This is a genomic window from Enterococcus sp. 9E7_DIV0242 (assembly GCF_002140975.2).
GTDB lineage: Bacteria > Bacillota > Bacilli > Lactobacillales > Enterococcaceae > Enterococcus_L > Enterococcus_L clewellii.
The window spans coordinates 4,106,474-4,124,673 of sequence record NZ_CP147247.1 but is presented as its reverse complement, the minus strand read 5'-3'; the positions used below and the strand labels follow the sequence as shown (position 1 = coordinate 4,124,673).

Below are 18,200 nucleotides of genomic sequence, written 5' to 3'. Positions count from 1 at the left end.
TCAAAATTTCTTATAGCTTGTGCATGACATTAAAAATCTCTTCGTTTTGAATGCTGATCTTCACACCAAGCTCTTTCCCAAGCAAATTCAGTTCTTCACGAATCGCCTCAAAGTTTATCTCTTTTCCTGAAAAAGATAGAATCATCATCATTGTAAAATACTCTTCCATGATTGTTTGCGAAACATCTAAGATATTAATTCCCATTTCCGCCAGCTTTGTGCTGACCCCCGCAATAATTCCTACCTTATCCTTACCAATTACTGTTAACACTGCACGCATAAATGAACCTCCTCATTATTTTGCTTCATTATAGCATAGTTCCGAGCAAGAAACGCTAAATTCATGAACGAAATCTCTATAAAATCAGTTATCGTTCGTGATTCAGTTAATAGCCCATTGCATGCATCACTTGCTGACGCATCGATTTATCCGTCAAAAGCTCCAACAGCTCAAAAGCAACATGAACTGCTGTCTCCGGGCAATAAGACGTAATCACCTGACGGTCAATAACAATTGGCTGTTTTGCAAGTACCTCTACCCCCATATCCGCTAACTGTTTTTGACGCTGGCCATCCTTCAAATGATAGGTCGTTGCTTTTCTGTCTGCTAAAATACCACTTTTAGCCAACGGTAAGGCTGCCACACAAATCGAGGCAACTGGTTTTCCTTGCTTCTCAAAACGACGAATCAGTTCTAAAAATGGTTCACTGTATGCTTCTTCATAGAAGCCATATTCTTCAAAGCCACCGGGAATCGCTAGTGCCGCATAGTCAGACACATCGACCTCATCAAGTAACACATCTACATTGATCGGTACATTAAAAGTACTATTGACCGTTTTCTGCATCCCACAGGTTACAGTTTGAATTTCTGCACCAAAATCATTATCTGCCCAGCCAAGTACATCAATAAACACACTAAATTCCATCGTTTCAAAACCTTTTGCGAGTAAAACCAATACTTTCATACTTTTTTGCCTCCATTTCGTTTAGCCAACTTTTTTAATCAGTATATAGTAAAAATCCACTGTCTATAAAAACAGTTGGATTTTTTCGCTAGATAATTCTAGGTCAAGTCTAATGTTGGTTGCCTTCAAGCTTTCTTTCCATGCATGGCCTAACTGCTTTTAACAGGCTCCGCTTTTCCCTTATCTCGTTTTTTTATATTTGACTTTGTCAATCCCATTTTATAATGGATATAGTCTAATGTTGCTTGCACTCTTTCCAGCTTTTCTTTGGTTTCCTGCTCCTGCTTTTGCAGCAAGCTCAGTCGTTTCTCCAACGTATGATCGCCTTCTTTATAGAGGTCAAAATACTCTTTGATCATCTCAAGACTTAGTCCAGACTCCTTCATACAGAGGATGAATTCGATCCGATCGAAATCTTGGTCTCCATATTGGCGAATACCACTAACCCTCTCTACAGGATCAAGCAATCCAATTTTTTCATAGTAACGCAAGGTAGATAAGGATAGCTGATATTTTTTACTGACTTCATTGATCTTCATCTTATTCGCCCCTTTCAGTTCTCTTTATTTTATCAGATAATCGGGAAAATTTTACTGTTTGATCAAGATTTAAGAAAAAAAGAGCCTTTAGACGTGTTGCTCGCCTAAGGCTCCTGACTGCGACGCTTTTTGAAAATCGCAAGACTTATACTTTTTTCTGAAATTGTGTTTTACAGCTAGAGCAGGTGACTTTGATTTGCCCTTTGTTTTTTGGTGCCCGTAAATGCTGCTTGCATTCCGGACAGGAAAAATACGTATAGGTCTTCCTGTTTTGAATCCGTTCCTTCAAGTAGCTGATCCGTTTCGTGTACTTGCTGATCCAATTCATATATTTTTGGTTTTCATTAGATCGAACATAGATTTTCTTTGAGAAAAAACGATAATATACCACTGCCAAAAGGAAAAATACGACCCAGCGTAAAACAGCCATGCCTAAAAACAGATTTAGCAGGACTGTGACCAGACTCACGACCAGTAGCGCCCGGCTTAACTTATCGAAATGACCATAGCGCCCACGCATAAGCTTCTGCAATTTTGCTTGCCATCTCATCAATCGTTCCATCCAGATATTACCCATGTTATCGCCTCTTTCTTAGTGTGCTTCTGAAAATTCCAGTATCCTCTGAAATCCTCAGAAACACCTTAGTAATATCTTACAGGAAATAAATTTTTCTGCAACTCCGATTCAATAGTCAGTAGCGAGATTCAAGTTAATTGATGCCGATATGAATTGCTACAGTGCCATCTGCGGCATACTTCTCGTAATCCTTCTCATAGCGACGATTCAAGCTACCGGATTCCTCTAGTTGCCAAATTTTCTGCCAAGTTTCAGCAACATTATTCCTAGACGGGTCTTCAGGTGTCTGTTCGACTGGAAATATTCGATACTGCCCTTCATCTAATTCCAGTATATTTTCACTCTTCGCCGGTTCTACCGCTAGCGACAGAGTATAGTCACCAGTGTAGTTGCTTTCATACTCATGATATATCGCATAGATCGGTGCGATCCCCTGTATATCTGGCATAACCTGTTGCCATAAGCCGCCAATTTTCTCCCCCATATCTGCGGTAAAATTATTGGTTCTGATTGAGCCAATTTCGTAAACATTCATTTGTCATTCCTCCTTGTTTTTTACTATCATATACAAAAAAACATGACAACTAGCTGTCATGTTTTAAATAAAGCTTCTGATATTTTTGAATTTCCAACTCAATTCGCTCCCTCACTTCTTTCGGTTCCAGTACCTCTAACGATGCACCATACGAAAGCAAGTATGAAAAAAGCCATTCCCCAGTTGCGAGCCAAGTACTTACCCTTAAACGTTTACCCAGCGGTTCGATCTGCAAATTCGACAACTCCTCTTGCATTCTCGGCAGCAACTCTGCCTCAATCGCAAATTCCAATTGCTGATAGGAATATTCCGGCATGTAATCCTCTGTCAAAAGTGACGGATCAAGTGGACGATCCGATATGCTCAGCTGTTTGATTCGTCTCAGCTTGAAAACCCGATGTGCCTCTTTTAAATAGCAATAACCAGACAAATACCAATTATGCTGCTTAAAGAAAAGCTTATTCGGTGCAACCTCACGCTCACTCGTCTCGCCTTGGCTGTTCTCATAGGTAAGAAACACGCATCTCTTTTGTTTTCTAGCCATCGTCAATAGCTCGATATAGTCTTTTTCCTCTGTTTTACGCCAACCAGAATAATCGATAGCCAGCCACGAATCCGCAGAACGCTTGAACAAGGAAGACATCTTTACAGCCAACTCATCGGCACCGCCAAACTCAGTTACAGCAAGATTTTCTAATCCAGATAAAATCGTCTCTTGCTCCTCCTCCGTTACAAAAGTCGCGGGCAACTGATGATTTTCCAGTAATCGTATCCCGCCGTTTCGACCATTTTGCGCATAAACAGGAAAACCGAGCCCGGAAAGATTGTCCAGATCTCGGTAAATCGTTCGCACAGAAACCTCCAGCTTTTCCGCCAGAAAAGGAGCTGTCGTCTCTTGATGCACGCTCAGATAGTTCATGATATAAAACATACGCGACTGTTGAGACATAGAGAGATACTCCTTTCGACATTGGATTGACTCTTGCGAGCCTTAGATGAGAAGTTGATTGATACTTATTTTTAGACGAAATAAATTGGTCTGGATTACAGGTTGTTTAGGTTAAGACGTAATTCTGATACGGTGATAGAAAGCTTATCAGCGAAATTTACATTACACTCTGTTTAGATTAAAACTCGCTGATATGCAATTTAATCGCTGTGATTAAGTGATTTACATTACACTTTGTTTAGATTAAAACGTTATCAACAATCAAGGTATAGGCTTCTCAAGAACATTTACATTGCACTCTGTTTAGATTAAAACAACCGTCTCAGGTGTTTCAACTACCTCAATAACCGGATTTACATTACACTCTGTTTAGATTAAAACGGAATACAACATCTTCGCCACCTTTGACGGTGTTTGCATTTACATTACACTCTGTTTAGATTAAAACACATGCATGGATCGAGTTTGACACAGTTGTATTTGAATTTACATTACACTCTGTTTAGATTAAAACTCCGTATCCTCCTCCGCCGCCATGTTCATCAATATCATTTACATTACACTCTGTTTAGATTAAAACGATAGACTCAACTCCATTTCACGTTCATTCATATATTTACATTACACTCTGTTTAGATTAAAACTGTGCCTAAGAGAAGCTCTACCTCACTGCATAGGGAATTTACATTACACTCTGTTTAGATTAAAACCTGTTGCTAACCCCAATGGTGAAGTCAAAGCACCATTTACATTACACTCTGTTTAGATTAAAACTAGTACGTCCCTTATGATCTACTCCCTTACAAAGATTTACATTACACTCTGTTTAGATTAAAACCCACCCCAGTTTCAAGCCTGATATAATAGGGTTTCTAGAGGGTATTCTGTCGACCCTCAAGTTTTACTACTCTTCTTTATTCATTTTACCTAACTAATTACATAAAAGTCAATAACAGCAAGCTTTTTACCGTCTGTCGAGCTCCCTTGTTTTTTACATTATCGGATGTCGACAGATTGATTTTTATCTTCTTATATAAACCAATATTTAGACAGTTTTTCCCATTTGCGCTACCATGTTATTGTAGAAGTTATTAGACTTAATTCAAGGGGGAACGACCATGTTAGAAAATGTCATTAAGCAACAAGAAACCTTCTTAACAGATTACAGAAATGTCAGTAATCAGCCAAATGAATCCGATGAAAAAATTCTTGAACGTGTATTGCTGCACTTGAATCAGACGGGTGAGAATACCTTTACTTTACCAGCAGCTGAAACAGCCTCTGGGGTTCCAGCAACCTTTCCATTTGAACGCCAGCTGCTTACTCGTGAATACGATGGAACATTAGAGACAGAATATACCTACGCAGGTAAACCGTTTGAAGTAGATGAACAGACGGATGAACAACCGGAATGGTAATGAAACTATCCCCACAGACGAAGGAACTTGCTCGCCTGAGGGGATTTCTATCTATTATTTAATCAATCGGACAGTACACATCCAGATGTCCAGAAAGGATACGAATATCGATTGGTAACTCATCTCCCGGATCACCATCCACATTCACTTGGAGAGACTCCCCTGACATCAATTCAATCGTTCCCTTTTTGAACGTCAGATAGTTCAAATGATCGCTTTCCTTTTCCACACCTTTAAGTAACTCAGGCACAGCTTGAAGCGTCTCAAGCTTCGAGCCATCTTTGAGATAAATCAAATGACACAGACCATCATTGATTTCTGCATGAGGCAGCAGCGTTTCAAAGCCACCAATTGAATTCGTTAAACCAATAATCACTGTACTACTGTGGATCGTCTGCTCTTCGCCATCCAAAACCAAACGAAAATCATAGGATTGATTCCCCATAAAGCTTTTTAGTCCATTCCAAACATAAGCTAGCTTTCCAAACTTTGTTTTATCTTCGATACTCGTTTCATTAAGTGTTTCAGGAATCGCCCCAATTGCTACCACATTCATAAAATACGATTGGTTGATTTTGCCAATATCCAGCTTCCTCGTTTGATAATTTTCAACTTGTCGAATTGCTTCCTTCGGGTCCATTGAAATTCCTAAGGCTCTTGCTAAATCGTTCACTGTTCCTAACGGGAAAAAGCCAAATGCAGGACGTTCTTCTAATTCTGCTAAACCACTGATTCCTTCATTGACTGTCCCGTCACCACCCATGACAAAAAAGGCATCGTAGTTTTCCTCAGCAGCTTTTTTAGCTAGCCTCGTCGCATCACCTTCGCCCTCTGTTAAAACAGTGGTTACTTCATCAAAACGCTTTTTTAAACTCTCTTCAGCCAAGTCTTGATACTCTTTTGCTTGCTCTCCACCGGCACTTGGATTGATTGCCAATAAAACGTTCATTCCGTTGCTCCTCTCATTTTTCAGTTTGATTTCAACTTGCCTATTCACTCATTATTCTAGCATAGGTCTCCCTAAGTATTGAATGATATGCTGTTGAAACAACCAAATCAGAAGTCACTAGCTCATTTAGCATCAAAAAAGTACATATTTTTTAATGAGATAAAAAAGTACGAACAAATTTGTAAAGTTGAAATTCTTATCATAAAAAATAATCCCCTTCATTTCTAAAGAAGATTATTTAAGTAAAATAAGCCTATTTCCAATTGATAGGTATCTGTACATCACCAGTATAACTAAAATTACCTTTACTAACGAACCAATGCAAATTTAAGTACTCTGTTTCAAAAGGAATCGCATTCCATTTTAGTAAACCATCTGTATTTGTAAATGTAGAGTCATTAGAAGAATAATTTATTTCTGCTCCGGAAAATTGAGAGGAAAGTATAATTGGATCAAGTACTTCATATTTTCTATAGCCAGATTTGAGCGTTATAGCTGGCATTTTTGATTCTGTTTCAATTGTGGCTTGTGTAATAGACGGGAAATCACCTAGTTTTGAAATATCTGTCAACGCATACCCAGCTACTGTTTTAAAATTAAATATTTTTAAATTTGGTAAATTGTTCATAAAAGATAAATCTGCAACACCTGTATTTTGGGTACCAGGATATTGAGTGTTTGAGATAACAACATTCATTTCCTCATAAGCTTCATTTGCACCAATTTGGTTTAATTCAGGATATGTCCCTTGCAAATTTAATGTTTTGGCTTTGACATATTGTAGGTTCTCTAAGCTATTGGAAAGATAAGAGAATGGAAATGGTCCAATAGAATCAAATTTTCCGTTAGGAAGCAAATCAAAGTTGGATTCCTCAATCACTCCATAGTCATAATAGGACTCATTTAACAAACCAAAACTTTCTAATTTATATGAAATTTCGTTTGCAATAATATCATTCGGAAATTGTATGTATCCATTGTGGATTCCCGCAGCCTCCGATTCGTTTGTAAAACCTAAAGAACATAAAAACAAACCAATAAATAGCAATGATTTTCTTTTCATTTATAATTCCCCTCCTAATGTTCACTTCCTAATAATAATAGCAAAAAAGAAAAAGAAAAGAAATCGTTTTCAATATAGATTCACTTTCAATTTAGAATGCCTACCTCCTTCTTTCATTTGCTGCAATATTATATAGGAACTATTCGAAACTATTACAGCGGCGTTATCCTTATATTTGATAATTGGATATTGGTTGTAGCTGAAACTGAATTACAACGAACAGCTGTCTTCAAGATATTCGTAGAACTAATCAATGCTGTTCCTACTGTCATAGTATAACTTAATCTACGAGTTAGATTAGGCTTGAAGGTATTTATTTGAGTTGTTGGCAAAATGGATTGAATAACACTACCAGCCGTTTCAATTCTAAAGCTACCCGATACAGGAGTGTCTATAGTAACATCGATACTTACTTCACATTTTTGTCCGTAAATTAAGCCAAGATTAGCTACAGTATCAGAAAACGAGGTTAGGCTTGTCACTTCATTTGAACCGCCATTACTAGTAACAGTAAAAACTTGGTCCTGGTTTGTCAGCAAATTCTTCCCATAAACAAACCTTTTATCTACGCCCCATCCAATTCGATTACAATAGACAATTTTTCTATCTAAATCAATGTCGATTATATCAAAAGCAGCTTCAGTCAACGTATTAATGATCCCTCCCTGGCCAATACCGGAAAAGTAAGCATTTTTTGAAACAATGTAGTTTATGTTATTGATATTCTTGTAATGGTCAGCGTGTAGATGTCCTGAGAAAATGCCAATAATTCTATTTTTAGGTTTACCAGTAAAATCAATGTCCATACCTAATTTATAGTAATCGTATTCCATATTCTCTGACTTGATTCCTGTTTCAGTCACATTGTTCCGTTTTGAATTTTGGAACGCTTCTGATATCTGTCTCATGGTTGTTCCGTTAATTTGGTTAATAGTGTTAATAACGTTTTGGAAAGTGTTATGTGTTAAAACGATCACGTTATAATCAGCAGGTGTGTTAGTTAATGTATCATAGTAATCAGTGACTTGCTTATTTCCATAACTACTAGTGTTTCTAACTAAAATATTAATAGAACCAGAAGCATTAGGGGTTACTTCATTATCAAATGCATTTAAAACGATTACTCTGATTTTCTTATTGACAAGATCAGTGTAATACATATTATCTTTATAAATTGTATCGGGATGTGTCGATTTATGGAAAAAGCTTAGCACCTCCTCATGTGAGAAAAAGTCCTTAGGTTGATCAGCCGGGATCACTGTAGTAGGATAAACACAATTATAATCATGGTTACCAACTACACCAAAGCTTTTCTTATCACGACTAAAAAAAACTTTAGTAATGCTATGCAAGTCAGCAAACGATTCATTTTTAGGACCTTCACCGTCAAACCAATCACCTAAATGACATCTAAAGTCGTAATCGTCATTTAACAATGTTGTTATTGCTTCGAACCTATCAATATTTAGTGGGGCAATATTATTCCTTCCTATATCATGCTGATGTTTGGCAACATGGGTGTCTGTCTCCTGTAAAAAAGTTACTCTATTCGTTATATCGTAACGCTCTCTCTTAGCTTTTAAACCATAAATGTGAGTAGACAACGCACGCAAATATTCATCAGGATTTAGTCCATGATAGGTCCAGTGAATCTCTTCATTCATGTATTCGCTTCTAACACCGGTCCAATAAACTGGCTGAACAGCATTTATTAAATCATAATATTCTCTCCCTCCACCCTCAACGCCATTTTTATTCATATAATGTTGTCCAATCAAATGGTTTTTAGGCATATTTTCGGTAACACCTGCAGCTATTTGTGTATGAAAACTTCCGAATGGTAAAGCTTTAGGGTCTACCAATATTGGCGACGCCTGCTCTAATGCAGGATGTGCAGGAAGAGAAGCTTTAGAAGCCGGATCGACTCTAGATTTTTGCATTAAATCATCACAGCCTTGCCCTACTAATCGAGTCCACGAACCATTTGAGTAGGTGTATAAATCTCTATCAGCAATAACCTCAAAAAGTCCTTCTTTACCGTTAGGATAAGAATTTTGCAACTCTTCTAACGTATCGTACACACCAGATAAACCAATATTGTTTTGTAAGCATTGAGTTTCATCGGTTAAAATGTCTCTTTCTACTGCCATTCCGCTCTCTCCTTTTTGTAAAGACGACCAATAGTGCATGTCTATTACACAACAACTAAATATGATCAAAAATGTCTTTTTCCTAGTTTAAATTTACTCTAAAAACCAAGTAAAAGAATTCGGCAATCGTTCATTTCTTGAATAATTATCGAGAGATCATCAAAAAAATAAGTTGTAAGGTTTAATCTAACCCTCCAATCACTTATTTCTATCATGAACACTCATTCCCAAAATAATTTTAGCTTATACCTTAAGCATACTATTACTATCGAATCGACATTCTCTATTATCCAAGATAAAAAGAGAAGCATGAATTAACTCACGCTTCTCTTGATTCACTAAATATATTTATCTCCACCTACGATTAACTCAGTTTAATCTATCCAGTTAATTGGAATTAATACTTCTCCATTAAATGCAAAAGATTTTCCATTAGAAACATTCCAACTAAATGATAAGTGCTCTGCATCAGAGGGGATATTTTCCCATTTTAATAAGCTGTCCTGCTCTGTAAACAACTCGTTCTCACCATTTGAATAAGCTTCACTATACTCTATTTTTTTATCTCCAAATTGCTCAGATTTAATCACAGGACTATACATTTCATAACTAGTTGTCCCCTTCTTCATCGTTACTGTTTGCAATAAGCCTTGAGTATAGATTTTAATTTCGTTCAAGCTTGATAGGTTAGATAACTCAGAAATATCATACAATGCCAACATATCTGGTTTTTCGTCCGTACCTTCATCATTTGCTCTGTCTGAGTAACCGCTACTAGAGATTCTAAGTGTTTCCAACGATGTTAGATTTTTAAGTTCTTTTAAATTAGTGTTATCACCATATTCTATCCAAATAGATTTTAGATTAACCAAATCTTTTATCGGAGACAACTCTTGTAACTCTTCTATAAATTCACCTTGCAAGGTTTCCAAATTTTCCGCATATTCTAATCCATTCAGATATGGTTCCTCCCAATCTGAATCAACATGTGTCACCATGTCCATGTATTCTCTTGGAACAACGCCATACTGCTCATAAACGTATTTAAAATCATTCAAACGGTTGTATTCTCCTGCTTCCGAAAGGCCGTCAGCAATATTTCCATATAAATTATCTCTTATGTCCATTGATGGCGCTTGAACAAAGCTTTGCCCTCCAGCGGCTTTAGCAACAAAAGGTATCATTGACAATCCGATTACTGAAACCGCAACAAATGTAACTATATTTCTTCTTCTCATAGCAAAAAAACTCCTTTTTGTTTTTATTTTACCAAACAAAAAATATAAATTCAATAACTTTTGTATTTTTTATTTTTATACATATTTATTTTAGAATTAATTTACACAACAAACTGACTTCTATCATGATTTCTTTTTTTAATGCTATTTCCAAATGCTATTCATTTTTGGAAATTCTCAGTTTTCGGATCTACCTCCATTCCTGAATATTTCGTGTATCGATTATTTAAATTATTTTTCTTTTTTCATTCCCTCAATTTCCTCTGATAAATCACTCTTCTTAATACAAAAAACAGAACCCACAGTCTTTCCCCTGTCAGGTTCTGTTCGATAACTTCTCTTTACTATCTTGTCTTCACGATCATTTCCAACGCTTTTTCTACCTCTTCACTGGATAGATCAATGTCTTTTTCATTCATACATTGCACGAGGTTTTCTGTCACAACCAACCCAATCACTTTATCAATACTTGAGCGAACAGCCATCAGCTGGGTAACGACTTCTCTGCAATCCTTGCCCTCTTCCATCATGTTGAGGATGCCTCGTATCTGACCTTCCGAGCGTTTTAGACGATTCGCTATTTTTTTGTCGCACTGCATTAGACGATTGCTCCTCTCCAAGTGGACATACCACCCATGATATTCGTTGTATCGAAGCCATTAGAACCAAGATAGTCACAGGCCATTTGTGAACGACTGCCAGAATGACAGATAACATGGTACGCTTTCGTCTGATCCAATGCCTCTGCCGCCTCAGGAAAGCCACTTAAAGGAAGATTGATTGCTCCTTCAATATGACCAGATTGAAACTCATCCACTTCTCTAACATCAAGAATATTCACCTTCTCGTTCTTTACCAACTGCTCAAATTCCGGAACCATCATTGTTTGATACATTATTTCTTTACCTCCTCAGGATAAACTGTACTATAAATTTGAAAAGCACCATCTAGATTTTTCACGTTAAATCCGTTATTCTTTAGGATTCTTTCTGCCAAATAGCTGCGTTGTCCGCTTTGACAGCTAACGATGATCTGCTTGTCCTTAGGCAGCTCATCCACTCGTTCCCTCAGTTCATCCAATGGTATATTGATATCTTCTCCAATACTGCCATTATTCTTCAGCTCCTCTGGATTTCGTACATCCAGAAAGACAGCACCTGCCTTTTGAGCTTCCTTTAGCTCGTAGAATTGAAGATTATCTGACAGGCCTTCAACAATGTTTAAGGCTGCGTAGCCAATCATATTGACCGGATCTTTTGCGGAACCGAATGGCGGTGCATACGTAAATTCCAATTCAGGTAAATCCATTACAGTCATTTCAGCTTTGATCGCTGTCGCCAATGTATCGATTCGTTTGTCTACTCCATCTTTACCTACCGCTTGCGCCCCAAAGAGCTTTCCACTTACAGGATCAAAGATGAGCTTCAATGTAATCGGCTGGCTCTCAGGAAAATACCCCGCATGGCTTTTCGCTGTGATGTGAACAGCTTTATACGCAATCCCTAAATCAGTCAACTGGCGTTCATTCAATCCAGTACTTGCTGCAGCCAAATCGAAAACTCTGACGATAGCCGTGCCAATGCTTCCTTTATTTTTCCGCTTCATACCAGAAATGACATCTGCTACCTGTCTACCTTGTCGATTCGCCGGAGAAGCCAATGAAATCATTGCTTCTGTATTTGTGATCTGTTGGTTGACGATAATTGCATCCCCTACCGCAAAAATATCTGGATCATTGGTCTGATAGTTCTCATCGACAACGATACCACCTCTCAAGCCAGTTGCCAAGCCAGCGGCAACTGCCAACTCATTGACAGGCTTCACACCGATCGAAAGAATAGTGAAATCACTAGTAATTTTCTCACCTGTGCCTAGTTCGATGATTTGTCCTTCTTCTTTAAAAGACTCCGCGGCTGCACCAGTATACACAGCGATTCCCTCAGCTTTCAAACAATTTTCCACGAAGGCTGCCATCTCTCTATCAAGTGGCGGTAAAATCTGTGGTGCAGCTTCAACGATCGTTACCTCCAATCCTGATTGCTTCAAATTTTCTGCCATTTCCAGGCCAATGAATCCAGCTCCGATCACTACGGCCTTTTTCGGCTGCTTTTCAGCAATTGCCGCTGTGATTTTATCGACATCCGGTACATTTCTCAACGTATATACGTTCCTAGCTTCTGCTAAACCATCGATTGGCGGTACTAGCGGTGCCGCTCCTGGTGAAAGAATCAATTTATCATAGGAAAGCTGTTCTTCTTTTCCATGACTTTTAATTGAAACCTGTTTGTTTTCTCTGTCTATACCTACTGCCTCCGTTTCAACAAGAACATCGATATTGAAGCGACGTTTCAACTGATCTGGTGTTTGCAAAATCAATTCTTCTCGCTCACTGATTTCTCCTGACACAAAATAGGGTAACCCGCAATTTGCAAAAGAAACATACGGTCCTTTTTCTAAAACAATGATCTCTGTTTCCTCTGAAAGGCGTCTCAATCTTGTTGCTGCTGACATTCCTCCGGCAACTCCGCCGACAATCACTACTCTCATCTTAATAATTTCCTCCTTTGACTGCACCTTGCCAACGGATCATTCCACCTTTGACATGCACAGCATCGATCTCTTTTTTCATCAATATTTTTACAGCTTGTTTGCTTCTAATGCCAGACTGGCAAATCACATAAATCGGTTGCTCTTTCTTTGGTTTATAGTTCTTTACTTTTCCTAACGGAACATTTACCGCCCCAGGTATATGACCACCGATAAACTCTGATTTTTCTCGAACATCCAAAATAATTGGACGTTCCGTTAATTGACTTTCCAGTTGTTTTCCAGAAATTGCTTTAATTCTATTAAATAGAAACATGGTCCCCTCCTCTTATACCCCTATGGGTATATCACATAAATTATCATAACTTTTGATGAGCTGTTTGTAAAGGTTTTTGACTGGACTATTTCAATAATGGTTTATGAAAAGAAAAAAACCTCTTATAAAACGCTTGTTCCATGCGCTATATAAGAAGTTAGATACACTTTTATTTTTTTAATTCGAAACTCATTTCAACAGGATTATGATCAGAGTATTGGAACTCTTCGTCCATCACTTTTGTTTCAGAAACCTTCACATTATCGGATACAATAAAGCCATCTATCAAAGCAACGAAGGATTTTCCTTTTTCATAAGGGGTATCCAGATTTCTGGTTGACGGGATTGCTTCACCATTATCAGAGAATTCCGTTACCTTCAAGCCAACTGGTAATTCATTTGATGGAAATGCCTGCAGCCAAGAGTAGTCTTTGCTCGTATCGTTGCCAAAGGTATCTGATGAAGAGGGTAACAAATCATGATTGAAGTCGCCACCACACACAACGTAATTGCCTTTATCATATTCCTTCTTCATGTGATTGAACAGCATCATCATTTGATTTTTTTGGATTTTCTGATCCTTGATATATGCAGATAAATGAACATTATAGAGCATCAGCTTCTTTCCATTTGAAACGGCTAACTCAGAAACCGTAAACGCCCGATCCAAATCGAAAAACTTATTGAAGTTCGTTTCGATTGGCAGACTATAACGAATACTGTTATTGATTGACGTGTTACTCATGGTCAAAATGCTAGATTTCGATTTACCGATCGGGTCAAGAACAGGATACATTAAATAAGCAGAATCGTAGTTGGTCGCCGCTACCGATGAATAGTTTTTGAAGCTATCACTGATATTCTTCACTTCGTTTACACCGAAGCTTCTGGTTGCTTTCTCATCCACTTCCTGAAGCACTGCAAAATCCGCGTCGATTTCTTCCAGGGTTTGAATCACACCATTGATATTTTCATTTACTGCTTCCTCACTTCGCGCCTTCGACTCTTTCCCTCCATCCATAAAGAAAGTATAGTCCGGCGGATAGGCACCGTAACCAATATTAAAGGTCACTGCTTTGTATTCTTTTTCCGGCTCGACCTGCTTAATGACAGCTTTTTGGTCAACCTTCAAGGTCAAATCGTCTTCAATACGCGAATAACTTAAAAATACATACCCCACATACACAATTACGATCAACAGGATCAGTCCAACGACTAAACCGCTGATTTTTAGTGCTTTTTTCATAATTTCGCTCCTTTTATTTTTTTGAAGGCGGTCAGACTGCTTTTGACTTCCTTTTAATTAAGCCTCGTATGAAGCGTTTGTATCATCCTTATAAATCATAACAAAAAAAAGAAGTAGGCACTAGTTTACCGCCTACTTCTTTTTATAATTACCTTTTAAATTCCTATTTTTTCACCAGCTGTGTATAGCTTTCTGAACGATCTTCCATGTCCTTGACAGTTTGGTGAAGCATTTCTTCTACCTCCACCTCGTCGTCTTTCACGTTATGCAACGCAGAGAAACGAACCTGATTGCGTAGGAAGTCTTCCATTTTTGAGAAGTCTGCCTTTTTAAAGTCCACACGCATCGGATCTTTGCCTTTTTCTCTCAAACGAGGATCATGACGGTAAAGTGGCCAGTAGCCAGATTCTACGGCATCTTTAGATTCCTTAATGGACTGACTCATACCACCTCGCAAGCCATGATTAATACATGGCGTATAACCGATTATCAGAGATGGTCCCGGATAGTTTTCTGCTTCAGTGATCGCTTTTAATGCTTGTGCTGGGTTGGCTTCAATTGAAATCGATGCAACATAGACATCTCGATACGCCATCGCCATCAAGCCAAGGTCTTTCTTCTTCGTTTTCTTCCCACCAGCCGCAAATTTTGCGATAGCTGAGGTTGGTGTTGCCTTAGACATTTGACCACCCGTATTGGCATACACTTCGTTATCCATGACAAAGATATTGACATCTGCACCAGTTGCCAACACATGATCGATACCGCTGTAGCCAATATCATAGGCCCAGCCATCTCCACCAAGAATCCACTGACTTGGCTTAGCAAACATTTCTTCATGCTTCAGAATATCTTTGACCCGATCGTCCGAATCTTCCCGAAGCGCTTGTGCCAGCTTGGCCGCACGTTGCTGCGTTCCGTCGCCTTCGGTTACATGATCTAACCAATCCTGCATTTGGGCCAGTGTTGTTTCAGAACCGTATCCATTGTCTACAGCATTCTGAATCAGTGTTGCCGCACGTTTACGTTTCGTTTCATTGGCGATATACATACCTAACCCGTACTCGGCATTGTCCTCAAATAGCGAGTTACTCCAAGCTGGTCCTTTGCCTTCCGCATTGACTGTATACGGCGTCGCAGGGGAAGACGCTCCCCAGATAGATGAGCAACCCGTTGTGTTAGCAATCATCATACGGTCGCCATACAGCTGAGTCAGCAGTTTCACATAAGGAGTTTCACCACAGCCTGCACAAGCACCTGAAAACTCAATCAGCGGTTGTTCAAACTGCGAACCCTTCACTGAGAATTTCTTTATTGGATTCGCCTTCTGACGTAAGGTCATAGCAAAGGCCCAATTGATTGCTTCTTCTTTTTGCTCTTCGTACGGTTTCAATACAAGCGCTTTTTCTTTGGCCGGACACATCTCTACACAAAGACCACAGCCGGTACAATCCTCCAGAGATACCTGAATCCGGTATTCTAAATTGTCAGGGCCTTTCATCGTACGTGTGATAAAGCCTTCCGGTACTTCGGCCATCTCAGCATCATCCAGCAAGAATGGACGAATCGCAGCATGCGGACAGATGAAGGCACATTCGTTACACATCGTACAGTTCTCTGAAATCCACTCTGGTACTTCTAAAGCAATTCCGCGTTTTTCAAATGCCGCTGTACCCATCGCCATTTCACCGCCAAGCATGCCATTTTCGATCAAGTCATTGACTGACAGCTGATTGCCTTCTTGACGATTAATTGGTTCGAGAATATTCCGAACATAGGCTGGCTTATCTAATGTGTCAACAGTCGCAGTCGCCACTTCCAAGGCCTTCCATTCAGCTGGAATCTCAACTTTTGTCAGTGCCGCAAACGTTTCATCGATCGCTTCCCAATTCTTCTCAACAATCGCCATTGATTTTTTACCGTAGGTTGCTTTTACCTCATCTTTCAGAAGCGGTAAGAAGGTCTCACGATCCATGATATCTGTCACTTCAAAGAATGCTGCCGACATGACTGTGTTGATTCGACGACCTAACCCCAGCCGTTGAGCAATTTCCATCGCATTGATGATATAAAATTCAATGTTATGCTCTGCAAGATAGCGTTTCAAAGGTTTTGGCAGATGTGTCTTCACACGTTCTTCATCCCAAACCGTATTTAACAAGAACGTTCCGCCATCCTTCAAGCCTTTGACTAAATCGTATTTATGCAGATACGCCGCATTATGACAGCCGACAAAATCCGGACATTCCACATTATACGTGGAACGAATCGGATCATCTCCGAAGCGCAGATGAGAAACGGTCAACCCACCAGATTTCTTGGAATCATAGGCAAAATAAGCTTGAGCATATTTATCTGTATGATTTCCAATAATCTTGATTGCCTGTTTGTTCGCACCTACAGTTCCATCTGACCCAAAGCCCCAGAATTTCGCTTGGAAGGTCGCATCTTTTGTCAAATCCAATACTTCTGTCATCGGTAATGATAGATGTGTAACATCATCAATAATCCCAATCGTAAAGCGCTGTTTCAGCTCGTTCACTGGTAATACCATATGGTCATAGACTGCTACGATTTGATCTGGTGTCACATCCTTTGAAGCAATTCCGTAGCGACCGCCAATAACGATTGGACGATTTTCATGACGATACAAAACACTTTGAACATCTAACAGCAATGGCTCACCATCTGAACCAGGTTCTTTCGTACGATCCAAAACAGCCACTCGTTCCACTGTATTCGGAAGCTTTTCTAATAGATTATCCGCAGGAAACGGACGATATAAATGAACATCGATATGCCCGACCTTCCGTCCTTGACTGTTCAGATAATCCACCGTTTGCTGGATGGTCGGTGAAGCTGAACCCATTGAAATGATGACCTCAGTCGCTTCCGGATCACCATAGTAGTTCATTAAATCATAATTCGTACCGCGCAGTTCATTGATTTTTTGCATATATTTTTGGACAATTGTAGGCATTTCATCATAATACGCATTGACTGTCTCTCTTTGTTGGAAATGAATATCCGGATTTTGTGCTGTTCCAGAAACAGTTGGATGATTCGGATTCATTCCTCTTTTACGGAAGTTTTCAAGCGCTTCCCAGTTCATCATTGCTTTCAAATCTTCGTAGTCCAACGCTTCAATTTTCTGCAGCTCATGACTAGTCCGGAAACCGTCAAAGAAGTTCATGAACGGCAAGCTTCCCTCAATACTCGCTAAATGAGCAACCGCCGATAAATCCATAACTTCCTGAACACTTGACTCCGCTAACATACAGAAACCTGTTTGTCTCGCTGCCATCACGTCACTATGGTCGCCAAAAATACTTAGCGCATTCGTAGAAACTGCTCTCGCTGCAACGTGGAAGACTGTCGGTAATAGCTCACCGGCGATCTTAAACATATTCGGGATCATTAAAAGCAAGCCCTGTGATGCTGTATAGGTCGATGTCAAAACACCTGTCTTCAGCGACCCATGAACTGTTCCAGCGGCTCCGGCTTCCGATTGCATTTCAATCAAGTTGACCGTTTCGCCAAAAATATTTTTTAAGCCATTTTCCGCCCACTCGTCCACAACCTCTGCCATGGTCGAGCTCGGAGTAATGGGATAGATTCCAGCTACTTCAGTAAATGCATAGGAAATATAAGCAGCAGCTGTGTTGCCGTCCATTGTCTTCATTTTCTTCATTGCTTTACCACCTC

The 18,200-nt window shown here is 39.2% G+C and carries 17 protein-coding genes and 1 CRISPR repeat array; of the genes, 1 reads left to right on the top strand and 16 read right to left on the bottom strand.

Features of this window, described 5'->3' with window-relative positions; genetic code table 11:
* Positions 1-10 precede the first annotated feature (10 nt).
* From A5888_RS19260 to A5888_RS19235, 6 genes are all read right to left on the bottom strand, one after another.
* A complete protein-coding gene (locus A5888_RS19260; protein WP_086349069.1) occupies positions 11-280 on the bottom strand; it encodes an ACT domain-containing protein in 270 nt (89 codons plus the stop codon).
* Positions 281-386: 106 nt separating this feature from the next.
* The gene (locus A5888_RS19255; protein WP_086349068.1) at positions 387-968 is read right to left on the bottom strand and encodes a DJ-1/PfpI family protein; all 582 of its coding nucleotides are present in this window, start codon (positions 966-968) and stop codon (positions 387-389) included.
* A gap of 149 nt (positions 969-1,117) precedes the next feature.
* On the bottom strand, positions 1,118-1,507 hold the full coding sequence (locus A5888_RS19250; protein ID WP_086349067.1) for a MerR family transcriptional regulator: 390 nt from the start codon (positions 1,505-1,507) through the stop codon (positions 1,118-1,120).
* Between the two features lie 145 nt (positions 1,508-1,652).
* Complete coding sequence (locus A5888_RS19245; protein ID WP_086349066.1) at positions 1,653-2,084, bottom strand: hypothetical protein; 432 nt, start codon at positions 2,082-2,084, stop codon at positions 1,653-1,655.
* Between the two features lie 133 nt (positions 2,085-2,217).
* On the bottom strand, positions 2,218-2,619 hold the full coding sequence (locus tag A5888_RS19240; RefSeq protein ID WP_086349065.1) for a GyrI-like domain-containing protein: 402 nt from the start codon (positions 2,617-2,619) through the stop codon (positions 2,218-2,220).
* 49 nt (positions 2,620-2,668) lie between these two features.
* Positions 2,669-3,568 carry a helix-turn-helix transcriptional regulator gene (locus tag A5888_RS19235; RefSeq protein WP_086349064.1) on the bottom strand — a complete coding sequence of 300 codons (900 nt, stop codon included), beginning with the start codon at positions 3,566-3,568 and terminating at the stop codon, positions 2,669-2,671.
* Between the two features lie 155 nt (positions 3,569-3,723).
* Positions 3,724-4,406: direct repeats of the CRISPR family, unit length 30 nt; unit sequence ATTTACATTACACTCTGTTTAGATTAAAAC.
* Positions 4,407-4,686: 280 nt separating this feature from the next.
* Between A5888_RS19235 and A5888_RS19230 the strand changes: the two genes are divergently transcribed.
* On the top strand, positions 4,687-4,986 hold the full coding sequence (locus A5888_RS19230) for a DUF5960 family protein (RefSeq protein ID WP_086349063.1): 300 nt from the start codon (positions 4,687-4,689) through the stop codon (positions 4,984-4,986).
* 58 nt (positions 4,987-5,044) lie between these two features.
* Here A5888_RS19230 and A5888_RS19225 read toward each other — a convergent pair whose 3' ends face one another.
* The 10 genes from A5888_RS19225 to nifJ form a co-directional block, all read right to left on the bottom strand.
* Positions 5,045-5,935, bottom strand: a complete 891-nt coding sequence (locus A5888_RS19225; RefSeq protein ID WP_086349062.1) for a diacylglycerol/lipid kinase family protein — start codon at positions 5,933-5,935, stop codon at positions 5,045-5,047.
* A gap of 253 nt (positions 5,936-6,188) precedes the next feature.
* A complete protein-coding gene (locus A5888_RS19220) occupies positions 6,189-6,998 on the bottom strand; it encodes a hypothetical protein (RefSeq protein ID WP_339101784.1) in 810 nt (269 codons plus the stop codon).
* Between the two features lie 152 nt (positions 6,999-7,150).
* Positions 7,151-9,148, bottom strand: a complete 1,998-nt coding sequence (locus A5888_RS19215) for a hypothetical protein (RefSeq protein ID WP_086349061.1) — start codon at positions 9,146-9,148, stop codon at positions 7,151-7,153.
* Positions 9,149-9,522: 374 nt separating this feature from the next.
* Positions 9,523-10,386, bottom strand: coding sequence for a hypothetical protein (locus A5888_RS19210; RefSeq protein WP_086349060.1), 864 nt, complete (start codon positions 10,384-10,386; stop codon positions 9,523-9,525).
* Positions 10,387-10,730: 344 nt separating this feature from the next.
* On the bottom strand, positions 10,731-10,985 hold the full coding sequence (locus tag A5888_RS19205; protein ID WP_086349059.1) for a metal-sensitive transcriptional regulator: 255 nt from the start codon (positions 10,983-10,985) through the stop codon (positions 10,731-10,733).
* Positions 10,985-11,281, bottom strand: coding sequence for a rhodanese-like domain-containing protein (locus A5888_RS19200; protein WP_086349058.1), 297 nt, complete (start codon positions 11,279-11,281; stop codon positions 10,985-10,987). Before A5888_RS19200 ends, A5888_RS19205 begins: the two co-directional genes overlap by 1 nt.
* The gene (locus A5888_RS19195; protein WP_086349057.1) at positions 11,281-12,933 is read right to left on the bottom strand and encodes an FAD-dependent oxidoreductase; all 1,653 of its coding nucleotides are present in this window, start codon (positions 12,931-12,933) and stop codon (positions 11,281-11,283) included. Before A5888_RS19195 ends, A5888_RS19200 begins: the two co-directional genes overlap by 1 nt.
* Position 12,934: 1 nt before the next feature.
* Positions 12,935-13,249: a rhodanese-like domain-containing protein gene (locus tag A5888_RS19190; RefSeq protein WP_086349056.1), complete on the bottom strand. Its 315-nt coding sequence runs from the start codon at positions 13,247-13,249 to the stop codon at positions 12,935-12,937.
* A gap of 169 nt (positions 13,250-13,418) precedes the next feature.
* A complete protein-coding gene (locus A5888_RS19185) occupies positions 13,419-14,495 on the bottom strand; it encodes an endonuclease/exonuclease/phosphatase family protein (protein ID WP_086349055.1) in 1,077 nt (358 codons plus the stop codon).
* Positions 14,496-14,658: 163 nt separating this feature from the next.
* A complete protein-coding gene (gene nifJ / locus A5888_RS19180) occupies positions 14,659-18,186 on the bottom strand; it encodes a pyruvate:ferredoxin (flavodoxin) oxidoreductase (RefSeq protein ID WP_086349054.1) in 3,528 nt (1,175 codons plus the stop codon).
* Positions 18,187-18,200: the final 14 nt, after the last annotated feature.

Bases quoted from the DNA above. Each gene is read 5' to 3' on its own strand.
- A5888_RS19260 (WP_086349069.1), bottom strand. From the start codon at position 280: ATGCGTGCAGTGTTAACAGTAATTGGTAAGGATAAGGTAGGAATTATT.
- A5888_RS19255 (WP_086349068.1), bottom strand. From the start codon at position 968: ATGAAAGTATTGGTTTTACTCGCAAAAGGTTTTGAAACGATGGAATTT.
- A5888_RS19250 (WP_086349067.1), bottom strand. From the start codon at position 1,507: ATGAAGATCAATGAAGTCAGTAAAAAATATCAGCTATCCTTATCTACC.
- A5888_RS19245 (WP_086349066.1), bottom strand. From the start codon at position 2,084: ATGGGTAATATCTGGATGGAACGATTGATGAGATGGCAAGCAAAATTG.
- A5888_RS19240 (WP_086349065.1), bottom strand. From the start codon at position 2,619: ATGAATGTTTACGAAATTGGCTCAATCAGAACCAATAATTTTACCGCA.
- A5888_RS19235 (WP_086349064.1), bottom strand. From the start codon at position 3,568: ATGTCTCAACAGTCGCGTATGTTTTATATCATGAACTATCTGAGCGTG.
- A5888_RS19230 (WP_086349063.1), top strand. From the start codon at position 4,687: ATGTTAGAAAATGTCATTAAGCAACAAGAAACCTTCTTAACAGATTAC.
- A5888_RS19225 (WP_086349062.1), bottom strand. From the start codon at position 5,935: ATGAACGTTTTATTGGCAATCAATCCAAGTGCCGGTGGAGAGCAAGCA.
- A5888_RS19220 (WP_339101784.1), bottom strand. From the start codon at position 6,998: ATGAAAAGAAAATCATTGCTATTTATTGGTTTGTTTTTATGTTCTTTA.
- A5888_RS19215 (WP_086349061.1), bottom strand. From the start codon at position 9,148: ATGGCAGTAGAAAGAGACATTTTAACCGATGAAACTCAATGCTTACAA.
- A5888_RS19210 (WP_086349060.1), bottom strand. From the start codon at position 10,386: ATGAGAAGAAGAAATATAGTTACATTTGTTGCGGTTTCAGTAATCGGA.
- A5888_RS19205 (WP_086349059.1), bottom strand. From the start codon at position 10,985: ATGCAGTGCGACAAAAAAATAGCGAATCGTCTAAAACGCTCGGAAGGT.
- A5888_RS19200 (WP_086349058.1), bottom strand. From the start codon at position 11,281: ATGTATCAAACAATGATGGTTCCGGAATTTGAGCAGTTGGTAAAGAAC.
- A5888_RS19195 (WP_086349057.1), bottom strand. From the start codon at position 12,933: ATGAGAGTAGTGATTGTCGGCGGAGTTGCCGGAGGAATGTCAGCAGCA.
- A5888_RS19190 (WP_086349056.1), bottom strand. From the start codon at position 13,249: ATGTTTCTATTTAATAGAATTAAAGCAATTTCTGGAAAACAACTGGAA.
- A5888_RS19185 (WP_086349055.1), bottom strand. From the start codon at position 14,495: ATGAAAAAAGCACTAAAAATCAGCGGTTTAGTCGTTGGACTGATCCTG.
- nifJ (WP_086349054.1), bottom strand. From the start codon at position 18,186: ATGAAGAAAATGAAGACAATGGACGGCAACACAGCTGCTGCTTATATT.